The 15,784-nt window shown below is 71.3% G+C and carries 16 protein-coding genes; 7 read left to right on the top strand and 9 right to left on the bottom strand.

Annotation, left to right across the window (positions count from 1 at the left end; all coding sequences use genetic code 11):
• The first annotated feature begins 6 nt into the window (after window positions 1–6).
• Window positions 7–708, top strand: coding sequence for a response regulator (locus tag ACWD35_RS11155; protein ID WP_451350902.1), 702 nt, complete (start codon window positions 7–9; stop codon window positions 706–708).
• A 36-nt stretch (window positions 709–744) separates the two neighbouring features.
• Here the strand turns inward: ACWD35_RS11155 and ACWD35_RS11160 are convergent, their stop codons facing one another.
• The 6 genes from ACWD35_RS11160 to ACWD35_RS11185 all read right to left on the bottom strand — a co-directional run bounded on the left by ACWD35_RS11160 (window position 745) and on the right by ACWD35_RS11185 (window position 7,839).
• The gene (locus ACWD35_RS11160; protein ID WP_451350903.1) at window positions 745–1,614 is read right to left on the bottom strand and encodes a carbohydrate ABC transporter permease; all 870 of its coding nucleotides are present in this window, start codon (window positions 1,612–1,614) and stop codon (window positions 745–747) included.
• A complete protein-coding gene (locus ACWD35_RS11165; RefSeq protein ID WP_451350904.1) occupies window positions 1,611–2,588 on the bottom strand; it encodes a carbohydrate ABC transporter permease in 978 nt (325 codons plus the stop codon). The genes ACWD35_RS11160 and ACWD35_RS11165 overlap by 4 nt, the downstream gene beginning before the upstream one ends.
• Window positions 2,582–3,946: an ABC transporter substrate-binding protein gene (locus tag ACWD35_RS11170; RefSeq protein WP_451350905.1), complete on the bottom strand. Its 1,365-nt coding sequence runs from the start codon at window positions 3,944–3,946 to the stop codon at window positions 2,582–2,584. Before ACWD35_RS11170 ends, ACWD35_RS11165 begins: the two co-directional genes overlap by 7 nt.
• Complete coding sequence (locus ACWD35_RS11175; RefSeq protein WP_451350906.1) at window positions 3,943–4,932, bottom strand: GNAT family N-acetyltransferase; 990 nt, start codon at window positions 4,930–4,932, stop codon at window positions 3,943–3,945. Before ACWD35_RS11175 ends, ACWD35_RS11170 begins: the two co-directional genes overlap by 4 nt.
• A 22-nt stretch (window positions 4,933–4,954) precedes the next feature.
• The gene (locus ACWD35_RS11180) at window positions 4,955–6,157 is read right to left on the bottom strand and encodes an exo-beta-N-acetylmuramidase NamZ family protein (protein ID WP_451350907.1); all 1,203 of its coding nucleotides are present in this window, start codon (window positions 6,155–6,157) and stop codon (window positions 4,955–4,957) included.
• 134 nt (window positions 6,158–6,291) lie between these two features.
• Window positions 6,292–7,839, bottom strand: a complete 1,548-nt coding sequence (locus ACWD35_RS11185) for a long-chain-fatty-acid--CoA ligase (RefSeq protein ID WP_451350908.1) — start codon at window positions 7,837–7,839, stop codon at window positions 6,292–6,294.
• 252 nt (window positions 7,840–8,091) lie between these two features.
• On the opposite strand from ACWD35_RS11185, the gene ACWD35_RS11190 reads away from it, so the two are divergent.
• From ACWD35_RS11190 to ACWD35_RS11205, 4 genes are all read left to right on the top strand, one after another.
• Window positions 8,092–8,904 carry a hypothetical protein gene (locus ACWD35_RS11190; protein ID WP_451350909.1) on the top strand — a complete coding sequence of 271 codons (813 nt, stop codon included), beginning with the start codon at window positions 8,092–8,094 and terminating at the stop codon, window positions 8,902–8,904.
• A 70-nt stretch (window positions 8,905–8,974) separates the two neighbouring features.
• On the top strand, window positions 8,975–9,979 hold the full coding sequence (locus ACWD35_RS11195) for a 2-dehydropantoate 2-reductase (RefSeq protein WP_451350910.1): 1,005 nt from the start codon (window positions 8,975–8,977) through the stop codon (window positions 9,977–9,979).
• 154 nt (window positions 9,980–10,133) lie between these two features.
• The gene (locus tag ACWD35_RS11200) at window positions 10,134–10,481 is read left to right on the top strand and encodes a tetratricopeptide repeat protein (protein WP_451350911.1); all 348 of its coding nucleotides are present in this window, start codon (window positions 10,134–10,136) and stop codon (window positions 10,479–10,481) included.
• A gap of 95 nt (window positions 10,482–10,576) precedes the next feature.
• Entirely contained in the window at window positions 10,577–11,221 is a 645-nt protein-coding gene (locus tag ACWD35_RS11205; RefSeq protein WP_451350912.1) for a peptide deformylase, read from the top strand.
• Window positions 11,222–11,263: 42 nt separating this feature from the next.
• On the opposite strand, the gene ACWD35_RS11210 is transcribed toward ACWD35_RS11205, so the two are convergent.
• The gene (locus ACWD35_RS11210) at window positions 11,264–12,694 is read right to left on the bottom strand and encodes a dihydrolipoyl dehydrogenase family protein (RefSeq protein WP_451350913.1); all 1,431 of its coding nucleotides are present in this window, start codon (window positions 12,692–12,694) and stop codon (window positions 11,264–11,266) included.
• A gap of 119 nt (window positions 12,695–12,813) precedes the next feature.
• Here ACWD35_RS11210 and trxA point away from each other — a divergent pair, with 119 nt between their 5' ends.
• A complete protein-coding gene (gene trxA, locus ACWD35_RS11215) occupies window positions 12,814–13,182 on the top strand; it encodes a thioredoxin (RefSeq protein WP_451350914.1) in 369 nt (122 codons plus the stop codon).
• 45 nt (window positions 13,183–13,227) lie between these two features.
• On the opposite strand, the gene ACWD35_RS11220 is transcribed toward trxA, so the two are convergent.
• Complete coding sequence (locus ACWD35_RS11220) at window positions 13,228–14,229, bottom strand: LacI family DNA-binding transcriptional regulator (RefSeq protein ID WP_451350915.1); 1,002 nt, start codon at window positions 14,227–14,229, stop codon at window positions 13,228–13,230.
• 128 nt (window positions 14,230–14,357) lie between these two features.
• A complete protein-coding gene (locus ACWD35_RS11225) occupies window positions 14,358–15,038 on the bottom strand; it encodes a TetR/AcrR family transcriptional regulator (RefSeq protein ID WP_451351096.1) in 681 nt (226 codons plus the stop codon).
• Window positions 15,039–15,137: 99 nt separating this feature from the next.
• Here ACWD35_RS11225 and ACWD35_RS11230 point away from each other — a divergent pair, with 99 nt between their 5' ends.
• The gene (locus tag ACWD35_RS11230; protein WP_451350916.1) at window positions 15,138–15,701 is read left to right on the top strand and encodes an NADPH-dependent FMN reductase; all 564 of its coding nucleotides are present in this window, start codon (window positions 15,138–15,140) and stop codon (window positions 15,699–15,701) included.
• Window positions 15,702–15,784: the final 83 nt, after the last annotated feature.

The raw sequence follows: 15,784 nt of genomic DNA on the forward strand, positions 1-15,784 counted from the left end.
GTCGTCATGGCCGAGACACGCACCTTCACGGAGCAGGACCCGATCCGGGTGTTCCTGCTGGACGACCACGAGGTCGTGCGACGCGGCCTGACGGACCTGCTCGACGCCGAACCGGACATCACCGTGGTCGGCGACGCGGACTCTGCCGAACACGCCGTCACCCGCGGACCCGCTTTGCGTCCGCACGTCGCCGTGCTCGATGTCCGCCTGCCCGACGGGGACGGCATCTCGGTCTGCCGCGAGCTGCGCAGCCGGATGCCGGAACTCGCGTGCCTGATGCTCACCTCGTTCGACGACGACGACGCCCTGCTGGACGCCATCATGGCGGGAGCCTCCGGCTACGTCCTGAAGCAGATCAAGGGCTCCGACCTCGTCTCCGCGGTCCGCACCGTCGCCTCGGGACAGTCGATGCTCGACCCCGCGACGACCGCCCGCCTCATGAACTCCCTGCGGGCCGACCCGGCGGAAACCCCGTCGCTGCCGCCCGAGCTGGCGAGCCTGTCGCCGCGCGAGCGGGACATCCTCGCCCTGGTCGGGGACGGTCTGACCAACCGTGAGATCGGCAAGAAGCTGTACCTGTCGGAGAAGACCGTCAAGAACCACATCTCGCGGATGCTGGCGAAGCTGGGCGTCCAGCGCCGGGTCCAGGCGGCTGTCCTCGCCTCCCATCTGGAACCGCACGACTCCGGGGGACACGCGGACCACTGAGGGCCCTGAGGGTTCTTTCCCGTCGAGGAGCGCGTGTTACTTGAGGCCGCTGAGCATGACGCCGCGGATGTAGTACTTCTGCAGCAGCAGGAAGAGGATCAGGACCGGCAGGATGCTCAGGACGAGACCGGCCATGACGATGGGCATCGTGCGGGTCGGGTCGACGAAGTCCTGCAGGAGCTGGATGCCGACCGGCAGGGTCATCACGTCCGGGTCGGCGGTCGAGACGAGCAATGCCCAGATGTACTCGTTCCAGGCGTCGACGAAGGTCAGCAGCCCGAGCGTCACCAGGACCGGCTTGGTCTGCGGCACGACGATGCGCCACCACACGGCGAACTCGCCGGCCCCGTCGATGCGCGCGGCCTCCAGGACCTCGTCCGGGATCGAGACCATGAACTGGCGCATCAGGAAGATCCCGAAGCCGTTGACGAGGAACGGCATGGCGAGCGCCACGATGCTGACGGTCAGGCCCGCTCCCCCGCGCCCGAACAGGTCGTTGCCGCCGGCCAGCGGCCAGTGCACCAGGATCAGGAAGTGCGGGATGAAGAAGAGGAACGGCGGGAACATCATCGTCGACAGCACGAGGCGGAAGACGAAGTCCCGGCCGGGGAACCGGAGTTTGGCGAGGGCGTAGCCGGCGAGCGACGACGTGAGCAGCACCGATCCGGTGATCACGGCGGTGGCGACGACGCTGTTGCGGAAGAGCACCGGCAGGTCCAACTGGGCGATCGCCGCCCGGTAGTTGGACAGGTCGAACGCCTTGGGCAGGAACCGGTACGGCAGTGTGCCCGCCTCACCCGGCCCCTTGAAGGACGTCATCACCATGTCGAGGAACGGCACCACCGTGAGCACGGCGCCGGTCACGACCAGCAGATACGACAACCACGGGAAGCGGCGGCGGTTCATGCGTCCTCCCCCTTCCGCCGGAAGATCCACAACTGCACCAGGGTGACCGCGAGGACCACCACGAACAGCACGAAGGCGGCGGCGCTCGCGGTGCCCCAGTCGCCGTAGGAAAAGGCCTGCCGGTACATCTCCAGCGCGGCCACATTGGTCGCGTCGCCCGGCCCGCCCTTGGTCATCACGATGATCAGCGCGAACGACTGCAGCCCGGTGAGGAACTGGGTGATGCACACGAACAGCAGAGACGGCCGCAGCAGCGGCAGTGTGATCCTGAAGAAGACGGTGACGGGACCGGCGCCGTCGAGCGCGGCGGCCTCGTGGTACGACTCGGGAACGGACTTCAGCCCGGCGGTCAGGATGAGGATCGCCGAGCCGACCGAGGACCAGGCCTGGACGACCACGACCGAGGGCAGTGCGGTGTCCGGGTCCTGCAGGAACGCCACCGAGCCGAGCCCGAGGGCGTTGAGGACGCCGTTGACGAGGCCGCCCGGCTCGTACATGTACTTCCATACGTTGCCGACGGCGACGACGGTCGTGACGATCGGCAGGAAGTACAGGGTGCGCCACAGCCCTTGGAACCGCAGGTTGTCGATGCAGGTGGCGACGACCACGGAGCCGGCGAGCGCGAGGGCGACCGTGCCCAGGGCGAACAGGAGCGTGTTGGTGAGGATCGGCGCCAGGAACGTCGAGCCGTCCGCGAAGAGGCCGGTGAAGTTGTCCAGGCCGACCGGTTCGATGTCGCCGAGGTCGAACCCGGCCCAGCGGGACATCGACAGCAGCAGCGCGAAGCCGAGCGGCAGGAGCAGGAAGACCGCGAAGAACAACAGCGTCGGCGCCAGGAAGAGACAGGCGACGACGGTCTGGCGGCGCCGGAGTCGGGTCCGGCTGCGGCCCTCGGCCGCAAAAGCGGCGGGCCGCGGGCCGTCCGGCGCCCGCTCGGTCGTCTCGGTGGTCTCCCCCGCCAGGGCGTTCACCATGAGCGCGACACCTCCTGATCCACCTGGCGGCGGGTGGTGCGCAGTGCCTCGTCGACCGACTGCTGACCGGTCCACAACGCCTCGATGTTCTTGCGCAGCAGCGACTTGGCCTGTTGCGCGCCCGGCACGTTCGGCTCCGGCACCGCGTACGCCAGCGCGTCCAGGAAGGGGCGCAGGTTCGGATCGCTGCCCCTGCCCAGGAGTGTCCGCATGTCGTCGGCGCGGCCGGTCAGGGAGCCGACCGACACTTGGAGGGAGCTCATCCGGGTCGCGGTCGCGCCCTTCATGGCACCGGCGTTCTTCACGCCCGCCTTCTCGCTGTTGAGCCAGCGCAGGAACTCCCAGGCCTCGCGCGGGTGTTTGCCGGCCGTGTTGACCCCCAGCATGAAGCCGGTGGAGAGCGTGGCGCGCTGGTCGTCCGCCTCGGGGACGGGCACGGGTGCCACGCCGACGTCCCGGTAGTCCTTGCCCATCAGGCCTTTCAGGTCCGCGGTCCACCAGCCGGCGCTGATGACCATGGCCACCTGCCCGGAGGCGAACGCCTTGTAGACGTTGACGCCGGGGGCGCTCGCGCCTCGGACGACGAGGCGGTGCTCCAGGTCGAGCACGGCCCGGCCGGCCGGTGAGTCGATGGCGGTGCTTCTGCCGTCCGCGGAGACGAACCTTCCGCCGGCGGCGTTGAGCAGTGCAAGGGTCTGGCCGACGGTGGTGGAGTCGTCGTAGGTCGAAAGTCCGAACCCCTGGACCAGCGTGTTGCCGTACGGGTCCCGTCTGGCGGTGCGGTAGGCCGTGTCCTCCAGCTCCCGCCAGGTGCGCGGAGGGCCGTCGACGCCGGCTTCGCGCAGCAGCCGCCTGTTGTAGTAGAGGGCGTACGTCTGCACCTCGGTGGGGTAGCCGTAGACCTTGCCGCCGACCGACACGGCGCCGACCGCTGCTTCGCCGTAGCCGCGCCGGATCTCCTCGGCGTGCCCGGACGGAGCGGGCCGCAGGACGCCGGCCTGGACGAGCTGGCCGTTCCACAGGCAGTACGGGTGGAGGATGTCGGCGCCCTGGCCCGCGGCCTGCCGGACCATGAGCGTGGTCAGCAGGTCCGTGAACTCGACGGCCTTCGTGCGCACCTTGACCCGGTCGCGCGTGGCGTTCCACTCGTCGACCGGGCCCTGCAGAGCCGCCTTGAGTTCCCCGCTCGCGTAGTGGGAGAGCAGAGTGAGCACGATCGGATCCCCGGGCCGCCCGGTGCCCCGGTGCGGCGCGGCACATCCGGAGGCGCCGGAGCCGAGCAGCACCGAGGGGAGCCCGAGCGCGAAGTGACGGCGGCTCAGGCCGCCGGGTGTTTTGGTGCGGCGGGACGGCATCATCTGGTGGCCTCCCGGCGCAGCACGCGCAACACCCGGGTCGTGGTGAAACCGGCCGTGCGGTACAGGTGGCCCGCCGGGGACCGCTCGCCGGTCCACAGGAACCACGCGGAGTGCGCACCGCGCGCCCGCATCCGCTCCAGGACCAGGTGGAGCAGGACCTTGCCGAGTCCGGTGCCGCGCTGCTCCTCCAGCACACCGAACGGGCCGAACCGCTCGTCCGCCGACTCGTACACGCCGTGCATCGCCCAGCCGACCAGGCGGCCCGAGGGGTCCCTGGCGACGACGATCCGGTCGAGCGGCGTGCCCGCGGCCAGACACTCCCGGATCGCGCGCGCCCAGTCCGGGTTGAAGTGGTTCCCGGCGAGCGCGACCAGTTCCACCAGGTCGTCGTCGGACGGGGTGGCGAACCGGTAGCCCTGCGCCGTCAGTTCGTCCAGGCGGTGCGCGACCTCCGCCGGGAGGCGATAGCCGACCAGGCCGCGGTCCATCGCCGCCGCCTCGTACAGCGTGCGAAAGCCCAGGGACTCGAGGAGTCCGGCCGCTTCCGGGTACGCCTCTGCGTCCAGGCCGGGGAGGATGTAGTTCGGGGTGTACGAGGAGAAGTCCACCCGGGTGCGGCCGTGGCTGTGCAGCCAGTCGAGGGCGTCGGTCAGCAGCCGGCGGCCGAGGCCGCGCCCGCGGGCGGCCGGGTCGACGAAGAAGAACGGGATCCAGCCCTGCTCCGGCTCCAGGTCGGTGCCGCACATCGGCGTCAGACGGCGCACCGCGTAGGCGGCGCCGACGAGACGGCCGCCGTCGACGGCGACCCGAAGGCCCTCCGGGTCGAAGTTGGCGTCGAGCAGCACCAGGGAGCGGAAGCGGTCCGCGGTGATGGGGTCGGCCGGCACACTCCGGCGCCAGGCCTCCACCAACCTCGGTCCGTCGCCCGCGCGAAAGCCGCGAATGGCGGCCCGGGTTGTCGTCGTGCGATCGGTCTGATCGGTCATCGACGGGGTTGTCCTTCCGCTCTCAGGGGTAGAGCAGCACGTCGTCGCCGGCCCACTTGCCGGGCGGCGCCGGCGGTTCGCACAGCGGCAGCGGGTCGTCGCCCGCGTCGACGGCGCGCCGCAACCGGTCGGAACCCCACAGCAGGTCGATGAAGTGACGGTGCCCCGTCCCCTCCGCGCCGCCGTCCGTGGTGCGCCAGGCGAAGTCGTCCGGGTACAGCCGCCGCAGCGTGGCGAGCATCGCGACAGCGGTGCGTACGGGGGCGAACGCCTCGCGGTCGGTGATGTGGAGCTGGACTCCGCGCAGCGGCCGTCCGGCGTGTTTGTGGAAGGTCGGTACGTACCGCAGATCACGGAAGTGCACTCCGGGCAGGGCGAGTTCGGCGAGAGAGGGCGCGAACCGGGCGTCGATGTACGGGGCCCCGACGAGCTCGAAGGGCTGCGTGGTGCCACGGCCCTCCGAGAGGTTCGTGCCCTCGAACAGGCAGGTTCCGGGGTAGACGGCGGCGGTGGCGGGCGTCGGGATGTTCGGCGAGGGCGCGACCCACGGCAGGCCGGTGGCCTCCGCGTCCATGGCGCGCTGCCAGCCGACCGCTTCGATCACCGTCAAGTCAGCGGAGCTGCCGGCCGCTTGGGGCACGGCGGAGACGTTGAGCTGCCGGGCCAGTTCGCCTGGGGTGAGGCCGTGCCGCACGGGTACCGCGGCGCGCCCGACGAAGCTGGCCCACGCCGGGTCGAGCAGCGGGCCCTCGCTGGCCAGTCCACCGAGGGGATTCGGCCGGTCGGCGACCACGAACCGTACGCCCGTACGGGCCGCCGAGACCATCAGGTCGAACATGGTCCACAGGTAGGTGTAGAACCTGGCCCCGATGTCCTGGAGGTCGTACACCAGGGCGTCGACGCCGCTGTCGACCAGCAGCTTGTCGAGACGCTCGCCGCCGCACCGGTAGGTGTCGTGGACCGGCAGACGGGTGCCGGGGTCCGTGTCCGCCTGAACGGCCTCGCTCTCGCCTGCCTGGCCGGTCCCGTGCAGCCCGTGCTCGGGAGCGAACAGCGCGACCAGCCGCGCGCCGGCTTCGAGCAGCGCGGGCGCGGCCGGGCGCAGATCGGGGAGGACGCCGGTGTGGTTGGTCACCAGCCCGAGCCGGCCGGGCCCGGCGAGTCCGGGCGACGCGTGCAGTCGCGCGATCCCGGGCGTCACCGCGACGCGGTCGTCCGTGCTCATCCTCTGGCCCCGTCTGCCGGTGACACCTCGATGCAGTTGTCGGAAATTTACTGGTTTGCCCGGGAACTTGGCAACGATCTACCGGCAGCTCGCGCCGACGACAGGCTCAGGTCTTCTTGTCGTGACGCAGCAGGTCACTTGAGTTCGCGCTTGAGGATCTTGCCGGTGGCGGTCATCGGCAGGGTCTCTACGATCTCCACGATGCGCGGGTACTTGTGGCCGGCCATCTGATCCCTGCCCCAGGCGACCAGCTCGTCGGGGACGGCCTCGGCGCCGGCGTTCAGGATGACGAACGCCTTGACCTCCTCGCCGTGGCTCTGGTGGGGCACGCCGACGACCGCGGCCAGGCTGATCGCGGGGTGTGTCATCAGCACCTCCTCGATCTCGCGCGGGTACACGTTGAAGCCGCCGCGGATGATCATGTCCTTCGAGCGGTCGACGATGTAGTAGAAGCCGTCCTCGTCCCTCCGGGCCAGATCGCCGGTGCGGAACCAGCCGTTCTTGATCACTTCGGCGGTGGCCTCGGGACGGTTGTAGTAGCCCTTCATGACGTTGTGGCCCTTGATGGCGATCTCGCCGACCCCGCCGACCGCCGTCACCTCGGACCAGTCGTCGTTGATCAGCTTCACCTCGACGCCCCACACCGGTACGCCGATGGAGCCGGGCCGCGGCTCCTGGTCCGGGTCGCTGAACGTGACCACCGGGCTGGTCTCGGAGAGGCCGTAGCCCTCCAGGATCTGCACCTGCAGCCGCTCCTTGACCTGGTTGATGATCTCGACCGGCAGGCTGGCACCGCCGGAGGCGCCGACCCGCAGGTTCCTGGCGATCCGGTCCACGTCGATGTCGTCGGTGAGCGCGGAGAGCAGACCCCACCACATCGTCGGGACGCCGGCGAAGAAGGTGATCTCCTCGGTGCTCATCAGCTGCACGACCTGCCGCGCGTCGAACCGCGGCACCAGGTGGAGCGTGGCGGCCATCGAGAAACCGGCGTGCATCTGCACGGTCGCGCCATAGGTGTGGAACAGCGGCAGGCAGAGCACGTGGCTGTCGGTCGCCGGCCTGCTCTCGAACATCCGGTTGCAGGCCATCACGTTCATCATCGTGTTCGCGTGGGACAGTTCGGCGCCCTTGGCCTGGCCGGTGGTGCCCGAGGTGTAGAGAATGATCGCGGTGTCGGTGGCCTCGGTGACGACCGGGTCGAACACGGGGCTCTTGCCGGCGAGCGCGGCGCCCATGGTCTCGGCACCCTCGACCGGACTGGGCGCGGCCGGGTCCGCGGTCATCAGGAAGAAGTGCCGGGCCGTCGCGGCCTCGTTGAACGCCGCGAAGCCCTCGGCGCCCATCGGCAGTTCCGCGGTGCCCTCGAAGCAGAAGTACGCCGCCGCCTCGGCGTCATTGAGGTGGTAGGCGATCTCGCGCCTCTTGAGCAGCACGTTGAGCGGCACCACGACCGCGCCGGCCTTGAGGATGCCGTAGTAGACGATCGGGAAGTACGGCAGGTTCGGACAGCTCAACGCCACTTTGTCGCCGGGGTTGACGCCACGTTCGACGAGCAGGTTCGCGACCTGGTTCGCGGCGGCGTCGACCTGCGCGTAGGTCAGCCGGGTCGGGCCGAGGACCAGTGCGTCACGGTTCGGGTGCGTGCGGGCGGAGTCCTCTAGCAGGACCGACAGGTTCAACATGGTGTCCTCCGGAAGTGTGGTGACGAGTATGGGTTACACGTAGATGGACTTGACTTCCAGGTGCCACCGAACGGCCTCGGCGTGCGGGGCACCGTCCTCCTCCAGGGCATCGCCGCCGTTTCGATCGTCGGCTTCTTCCTCGCTTCGCTCGGCTACAGACCGTGACGTCGGTCGCCTGGCGCGTGGCCGGAATCGGAACATGATGGGACTGGAGAGGTGTCCGCGAGCAGGGGGCCGAGCAGGGAGTACGGCATGACGGGCGGCAAGGCGCGATTCGACGACATCTACGTCCAGCCGGATCCCCGTGCCTACTTCACCCGGCTGGCCCCGCTGGAGTACGAGATCCCGCACCAGGCCCAGCCGGTCTTCCGGCAGGTCGCCGCCGAGCGGGCAGCGTTCGACGACGGCCGGCCCGGACGGCCGGTGGTGCTGGACGTGTGCTGTTCCTACGGCATCAACGCCGCGCTCCTCAATCACGACGTGACGCTCGCCGAGCTGTACGAGCGGTACACGTCCGATACGGCACGGCGCATGTCGACGGCTGAACTGGCCGCATGGGACAAGGAGTTCTACGCCGAGCGGCGGCGGCCGGACACGCTGCCGGTGTACGGCCTGGACATCGCGGCACCGGCCGTGCACTACGCCCAGCAGGCCGGTCTGCTGGACGGCGCCTTCACCGACGACCTGGAACAGGCACCGCCCAGCCCCCGGCTGAGCGGCGCACTGGCGGACGTCGGCCTGATCACCCTGACGGGCGGCGGCAGCTACATCACCGAGCGGACGTTCGCCGCGCTGCTGGACGGCGCCCGGCGCCCCGTGTGGGTGTGCGCCTTCGTCCTGCGGACCGTGTCGTACGAGCCGGTCGCCCGGAAACTGGCCGACTACAGCCTGCGCACCACGGTGGATCCGTCCCGCACCTACCCGCAGCGGCATTTCACGGACGAGCGGGAACAGCGGTACGCGATCGAGGCGGTCCGGGAACTCGGCCGCGACCCGTCCGGACGGGAGGCGGCCGGCCGTTTCCACAGCATGCTCTACGACTCCCGCCCCGAAGCGGCGCCGTAGCCTGGTCAGCCGGCAGGCCCCTGGACCATGCTGACCCCTGCACGCCCCCGCCCTTTTGCAGGAGTCACCCATGCCCAAGCCCCGCTTCGCCGTCCTCGGTGCCGGCAGTATCGGCTGTCATCTCGGCGGTCATCTCGTCGCCGCCGGGAATGACGTGGCATTGATCGGCCGGTCCGGCTCCATGGATGTGCTGCGCGAGCGGGGACTCACCCTCAGTACCTCCGTACGGGCGCCCGTCCACCTCACGCCGGACCGGCTGACGACGGCCACCGGCCCCGAAGCCGCGGCCGGCGCCGACTATGTGCTGGTCACCGTGAAGAGCGCCGGCACCGAGGCCGCCGCCAAGGACCTCGCCGCGCATCTCTCCCCCGGCGCCGTCGTGGTCAGCTTCCAGAACGGGCTGCACAACCCCGCCATCCTGCGCGCCGCGCTCCCCGGCCACACCGTGCTGGCCGGGATGGTGCCGTACAACGTGGTGCAGTCCGAGCCGGGCACCGTGCACCAGGGCATGCCGGGCAGGCTCATGACCGAGCCCGACGAGGCGCTCCACGCCGCCTTCCGCGAGGCGGGCCTGGCCATCGAGGCCCGCACCGACATGTCCGAAGTGCAGCACGCCAAGTTGCTGATGAACCTCAACAACGCGATCAACGCCCTCTCCGGGCTGCCGCTGCGCGACCAGCTCGGCCAACGGGCATACCGCCGCTGCCTTGCCCTGTGTCAGCGCGAGGCCCTGGCCGCCTACCGCGCCGCCGGGGTCGCTCCCGCCCGCCTCGGCCCCACCGCGCCCGGCGTCACCCCATATGTACTGGGGCTGCCCGACGGCCTCTTCCGGCGGGTGGCGGCGGCGTCCCTCCGGATCGACGCGCACGCGCGCTCCTCGATGTGGGAGGACCTGCAGCGCGGCCGGCCCACGGAGATCGATTCGCTGCAGGGCGAGATCGTCGCCCTGGCCGCCACCCACGGACAGAGCGCCCCTGCGAACGCGCGCCTTGCCGCCCTGGTGCACGAGGCGGAGTCCACGCCGCGCACGTGGACGGGGCCGGAACTGTACGCCGAGCTGCGTGCGGCGCGCTGAACCGCAGAAGCAGCTGCGGAGTCGTTGGAATGTTCAGCTCCGGACCAACGCGAACTCCGGGCGCCTGGCCGTGCGTCCGTCGCCGTCGGCCCTCCGAGTCGTAGTGGAATATTCAACGACCTGCTTCGGTTGAGCGCGTCGAAGGAGGTCAGAAGTGGACACGACGTACTACGACCACGGGACTCCCGCCGAGCGCTGGGAGCGTGCACAGCGGTTCTTCGACGCCAAGGACTACTTGGAGGCGGCGAAGGTGCTGGTCGGGCTGGTCGAGGAGGTGCCGGAGCAGACCGGACCGCGGCTGCTGCTGGCCCGCGCCTACTACCACTCGGCCCAGCTGCGCCGCGCGGAGGCCGAGCTGCGGGTCATCGTGGAGCGCGACCCGGTGGAGCACTACGCCCAGTTGATGCTGGGCCGCACGCTCCAGCGGCAGGCGCGCCACGAGGAGGCCGAGCGGCATCTGCGCATCGCCTCCGCACTCGCGGGTGACTTCCCCGAGGCGTGAGCGGCACGCCGAAGGGCCCGGTTCCGTACAGGAGCCGGGCCCTTCGCCGTGTCTCGGCCACAGGGCGGGGGCGTTGCCCGTGGCATCCTGGCCTGATGGCAACCCCCAGTGATCGCGTACCCCTTGCGATGCGGGTCGAGGAGCTTCTCGCCGCCGGCGGACCCTTGCCCATCGTCGCGGCCGGGCAGCCGGTGCTGCGGCACGGCACCGAGCCGTACGACGGGCAGCTCGGCCCCGCCCTGCTGGCCCGCTTCATCGAGGCGCTGCGCCTGACCATGCACGCCGCGCCCGGCGTCGGCCTGGCCGCCCCGCAGGTCGGGGTTCCACTGCGGATCGCGGTCGTCGAGGACCCGGCGCCGGTGCCGGAGGAGGTGGCGCTGGCCCGCGGCCGGGTGCCGCAGCCGTTCCGGGTGCTGGTCAATCCGTCGTACGAGCCGGTGGGCACCGCGCGGGCCGCGTTCTACGAGGGCTGCCTGAGCGTGCCGGGCTGGCAGGCGGTGGTCGCCCGGCACGCCGAGGTGCGGCTGCGCTTCGAGGACGAGCAGGGGCGCGCCGTGGACGAGGTGTTCACGGGCTGGCCCGCCCGCATCGTCCAGCACGAGACGGACCACCTCGACGGCACCCTCTACCTCGACCGCGCGGAGCTGCGCTCCCTGTCCACGAACGAGGCGGTGGCGGCCCGCTGGGCGCAGCCGACGCCCGAGCTGGCCGCCCGGGAGCTGGGCTTCGAGCTGCCGTAGAGCCGCCCGTGCAAGCCCCGCTCAAGCTCACCCGAGCCGCGCTCAGCTGTCCCGGTACGCCTCCAGCAGCCGCAGCCACACCTCGCTGAGCGTCGGGTACGACGGGACGGCGTGCCACAGGCGGTCGACCGGGACCTGCCCGGCCACGGCCACGGTCGCGGAGTGGATCAGCTCGCCGACGCCGGGGCCGACGAAGGTGACGCCGCGCAGGATCTCGTCGTCCAGGTCCACGACCATGCGGGCGCGGCCCTTGTAGCCGTCGCCGTACAGGCCGGCGCCCGCGGCCGAGGAGAACTCGACGTCGACGGCGCGGACCCGGTGGCCGGCCCGTTCCGCCTCGGCGAGGGAGAGGCCGACCGCTGCGGCCTCGGGGTCGGTGAAGACGACCTGGGGTACGGCGCCGTGGTCGGCGGTGGCGGTGTGCGCGCCCCACGGCTCCTCCAGCAGGGGGTCACCGGCGGCGCGGGCGGCGATCGCGGCACCCGCGACCCGGGCCTGGTACTTGCCCTGGTGGGTGAGCAGGGCCCGGTGGTTGACGTCCCCGACCCCGTACAGCCAGTCGGTGCCGTCGACGCGCAGGCTGTCGTCGACGCTCAGCCAGGAGCCGGGTTCCAGGCCGACGGTGTCGAGGCCGATGTCGTCGGTGTGCGGGGCGCGGCCGGTGGCGAAGAGGATCTCGTCGGCCTCGATGCGCTCGCCGTGGTCCGTGACGGCGACGACGGTGCCGTTCTCGCGGCTGACGGACGTCACGGAGGTGCCGGTGCGCAGGTCGGCGCCCGCCTCGGTGAGCGCCTCGGCGACCAGTTCCCCGGCGAAGGGCTCCATGCGGTTCAGCAGGCCCTTGCCGCGCACCAGGACGGTGACCCGGGAGCCGAGGGCCTGCCAGGCGGTGGCCATCTCGGTGGCGACGACACCGCCGCCGACGACGATCAGCCGGCCGGGGGCGGCCTTGGCGCTGGTGGCCTCGCGGCTGGTCCACGGCCGGACCTCGGCGAGGCCGGGCAGGTCGGGCAGCTGGGCGCGGGTGCCGGTGCACACGGCGACGGCGTGCCGGGCCGTGAGGGTGGTCACGGTGCCGTCGGGGCCGGTCACGGTGACCGTGCGGGGCCCGGCGAGGCGGCCGTGGCCGCGGTACAGGTCTGCGCCGATGCCGTCCAGCCAGCCGACCTGGCCGTCGTCTTTCCAGTGCGAGGTGTACTCGTCCCGGCGGGCGAGCACGGCGGGGGTGTCGAGGGGGCTCTGGACCGCCTGGGCGAGGCCCGGCAGCCGGCGGGCGTCGGCCTGCGCGATCACCGGCCGCAGCAGCGCCTTGCTGGGCATGCACGCCCAGTACGAGCACTCGCCGCCGACCAGTTCGCTCTCCACTACGGCGGTCGTGAGGCCGCCCGCGCGAGTACGGTCGGCGACGTTCTCCCCCACGGGTCCGGCCCCGAGCACCACGACGTCGTACGCGATGGATTCCGTTTCCGTCATGGGGCCAGTCTGCTGGGTGGTGTGCGCGTGGGCCACACGGGTAGGGCGCGGAATACGTGCCCGGGTGGCCGTGTTGATCCGACGGCTTCGCCCGCAGACCAGGAATGAGGGATTACGCCATGAGCAGCACCGTGGAGCTGACCAAGGAGAACTTCGACCGGACGGTCACCGAGAACGGGTTCGTTCTCATCGACTTCTGGGCCGCCTGGTGCGGACCCTGCCGTCAGTTCGCCCCGGTGTACGAGAAGGCCGCCGAGGCCAACCCGGACCTGGTCTTCGGCAAGGTGGACACGGAGGCGCAGCCGGAGCTGGCCGCGGCCTTCGGCATCCAGTCGATCCCGACCCTGATGATCGTCCGGGACCAGGTCGCCGTGTTCGCCCAGCCGGGCGCGCTGCCGGAGGCCGCCCTGACGGATGTCATCGGGCAGGCCCGGAAGCTGGACATGGACGAGGTGCGCAAGAGCATCGCCGCCCAGCAGGCCGAGTAGGGACGCTCTCGGCGTCGGGGGCACGGAGTCGGGGGCACGGCGGGGTCAGCTGGATGCGCGCTGCACCACCGACGCCCCCAGCACCGTGCGCACCTCCGGCTCGCCGCCCGGGTGGCGCACGGCCCGGTCCACCAGTTCGGCGAGTTCGCGCCCCGAGGGCAGTTCGAGGTGGACCGTGCTCAGCCGGGGCCGCAGCAGCCGTCCGAGCATGAGGTCGTCGGCGCCGATCACGGCCACGTCGGCGGGGATGCGCACCCCTTCGTCCTGGAGGGCGCGCATGAGCAGCATCGCGTACTCGTCGTTGTAGGCGAACACCGCGTCCAGCCCCGACTCGAGCCAGCGTGCGGCGAGTTCGGCGGCTGCCCGCTCCGTATAGGCGAGCGGCAGCGCGGTCACGGTCGCGTCGGTGCCGTGCACGGCGTCGCGTACCCCCTTGAGCCGGGGCGCCGAGAAGGCCTCCAGGCCGGGCTCCTCGGGCACCACGACGCCGATACGGCGCCGGCCGCGGGCATACAGGTGAACGCCGGCGCAGTGGCCGACGAGGTCGTGGTCCATGAGCAGGGCGTGCGCGCCCTCGACGCGCTCGGGGCCGAGGGTGACCACGGCCCGCGCACCGGCCCGTTTGAGCACCGCCACGCCCCGCGGCCCGAGTTCGGCGCCCGGTACGAGTACCGCGACCGGCCGCAGCTCGGCCCAGGCGCGGGCTGCTTCGTCACCTTGCAGGCCGACGGTGCCGTACTGCACGACCGTGTAGTCGAGCCGGCCGAGGGCCGACTGGAGTTCGCTGAGGAACCGGTTGTAGAGGGGGCCGACCGGGAAGGTCGGCGCGGGCATCAGGACCATCCGGCTGTGTCCGGCGCGCAGGCTGCGCGCGCCCGCATGCGGCACGTACCCCAGCTCCCGCGCGGCCTCGTGGACGCGGCGGCGGGTCGGTTCACTGATCCGAACGGCGGTCGTGTTGTTGAGGACGTAGGAGACGGTCGCGCGCGAGACCCCGGCCAGGCGGGCCACGTCCGCGCTCGTGGGCGTGTTCGGTATCTGCACCATGACAGACCGCAGTGTTGCAGAGGGGCGGAAGCCGGAAGCGGGCGGGGGAACGTCGTTCCGGCCTCAACCAAAGCGTGTCCCACGCCCATGACCGGAACGCACCCCCGCCCATGGCCGAAGTGCGCGCCTCAGCAGGGCCGCTGCGTGCACGTCACTCGGGCGACCAGGTCGATCCAGCCGGCCTCAAGCCGCTCCATGGGCATCCCGCGTTGCCTGGTCAGATGGTGGATCAGGGCGGGGTCGAGATAGGCCAGCAGGGTCTGGGCGAGGATTTCGCAGTCGGCGCCCGGCAGGATCTGCCGCAGCAGCATCAAGACGTGCGTGTGCAGCGCCTGGACCGTGGGGTGCACGAGCCGGCGGGTCGGCTGCGGCTGGGCGGCCAGCTGCAGGTCGAGCTGTTCGGCGGACCGGTAGAGCACCGCCACGCCGAAGGCGCGCAGCCGCTCCAGGGGCGGCGCCCCGGGGCCCAGGGGCGGCGGCCCGGCGAGGAAGTCGGCCTGGAGCGTGTGTGCCGAATGGTCGAGCAGAGCCGTGAGCAGCCCGGTACGGTCGCCGAAGCGGCGGAAGACGGTTCCCTTGCCGACCTGGGCGGCGGCGGCCACCGCCTCCATCGTGACCCCGTCCACCCCATGCTCCGCGATCAGCCGGGCAGCTGCCTCCAGCAGCCGGGCGCGGTTGCGGGCTGCGTCCGCGCGCAGGCACGGCTCGTCCGCGGCGGTGCCGATGGCGAGCAGTTGCTGCGCGTCCGGGGGCTCCTGGGAGGACGGGATGGGGGGCAGGGAGCTGGACATGACGCCAGCGTAAAGCATCACGGAAAGAACTGGACCGCGGTCCGGTTCAAGTGCTACAAACTAACCGGACCTCGGTCCGGTTCGTGCTAAGCGATGTATCAGCCCTTTGGAGTTCCCATGTCTGTTCGCATCCTCGGTCTCATCGGCAGCCTCCGCGCCGGCTCGCACAACCGTCAGCTCGCCGAGGCGGCCGTCAAGCTGGCTCCGGAGGGCGCCGAGCTCGTGCTCTTCGAGGGCCTGGCCGACATCCCCTTCTACAACGAGGACATCGACGTCGAGGGCCGTGTCCCGGCCGCCGCGCAGAAGCTGCGCGAGGCCGCTCAGGCCGCCGACGGCTTCCTGTTCTTCACCCCGGAGAACAACGGCACCATCCCGGCCGTCCAGAAGAACGCCATCGACTGGCTGTCCCGCCCGTACGGTGCCGGCGCCTTCGGCGGCAAGCCTGTCGTCGTGATCGGCACCGCCTTCGGCCAGTACGGCGGCGTGTGGGCGCAGGACGAGGCCCGCAAGGCCGTGGGCATCGCCGGCGGCAAGCCGGTCGAGGACATCAAGCTGTCCATCCCCGGTTCCGTGACCCGCTTCGCCGAGACCCACCCGATCGACGACGCCGAGGTCTCCGCCCAGCTCACCGAGGTCATGGAGCGTCTGCACGTCGTCGTGACCGAGCACAAGGCCGCCTGAGCCGAACGCACCCCGCAGGCACCCTGACCGGTGCCCCATGAGGGCCGGAGCCGCATCGGTTCCGGCCCTCACGCGTTGCCGTG

This window comes from Streptomyces sp. NPDC002671 (assembly GCF_053592475.1).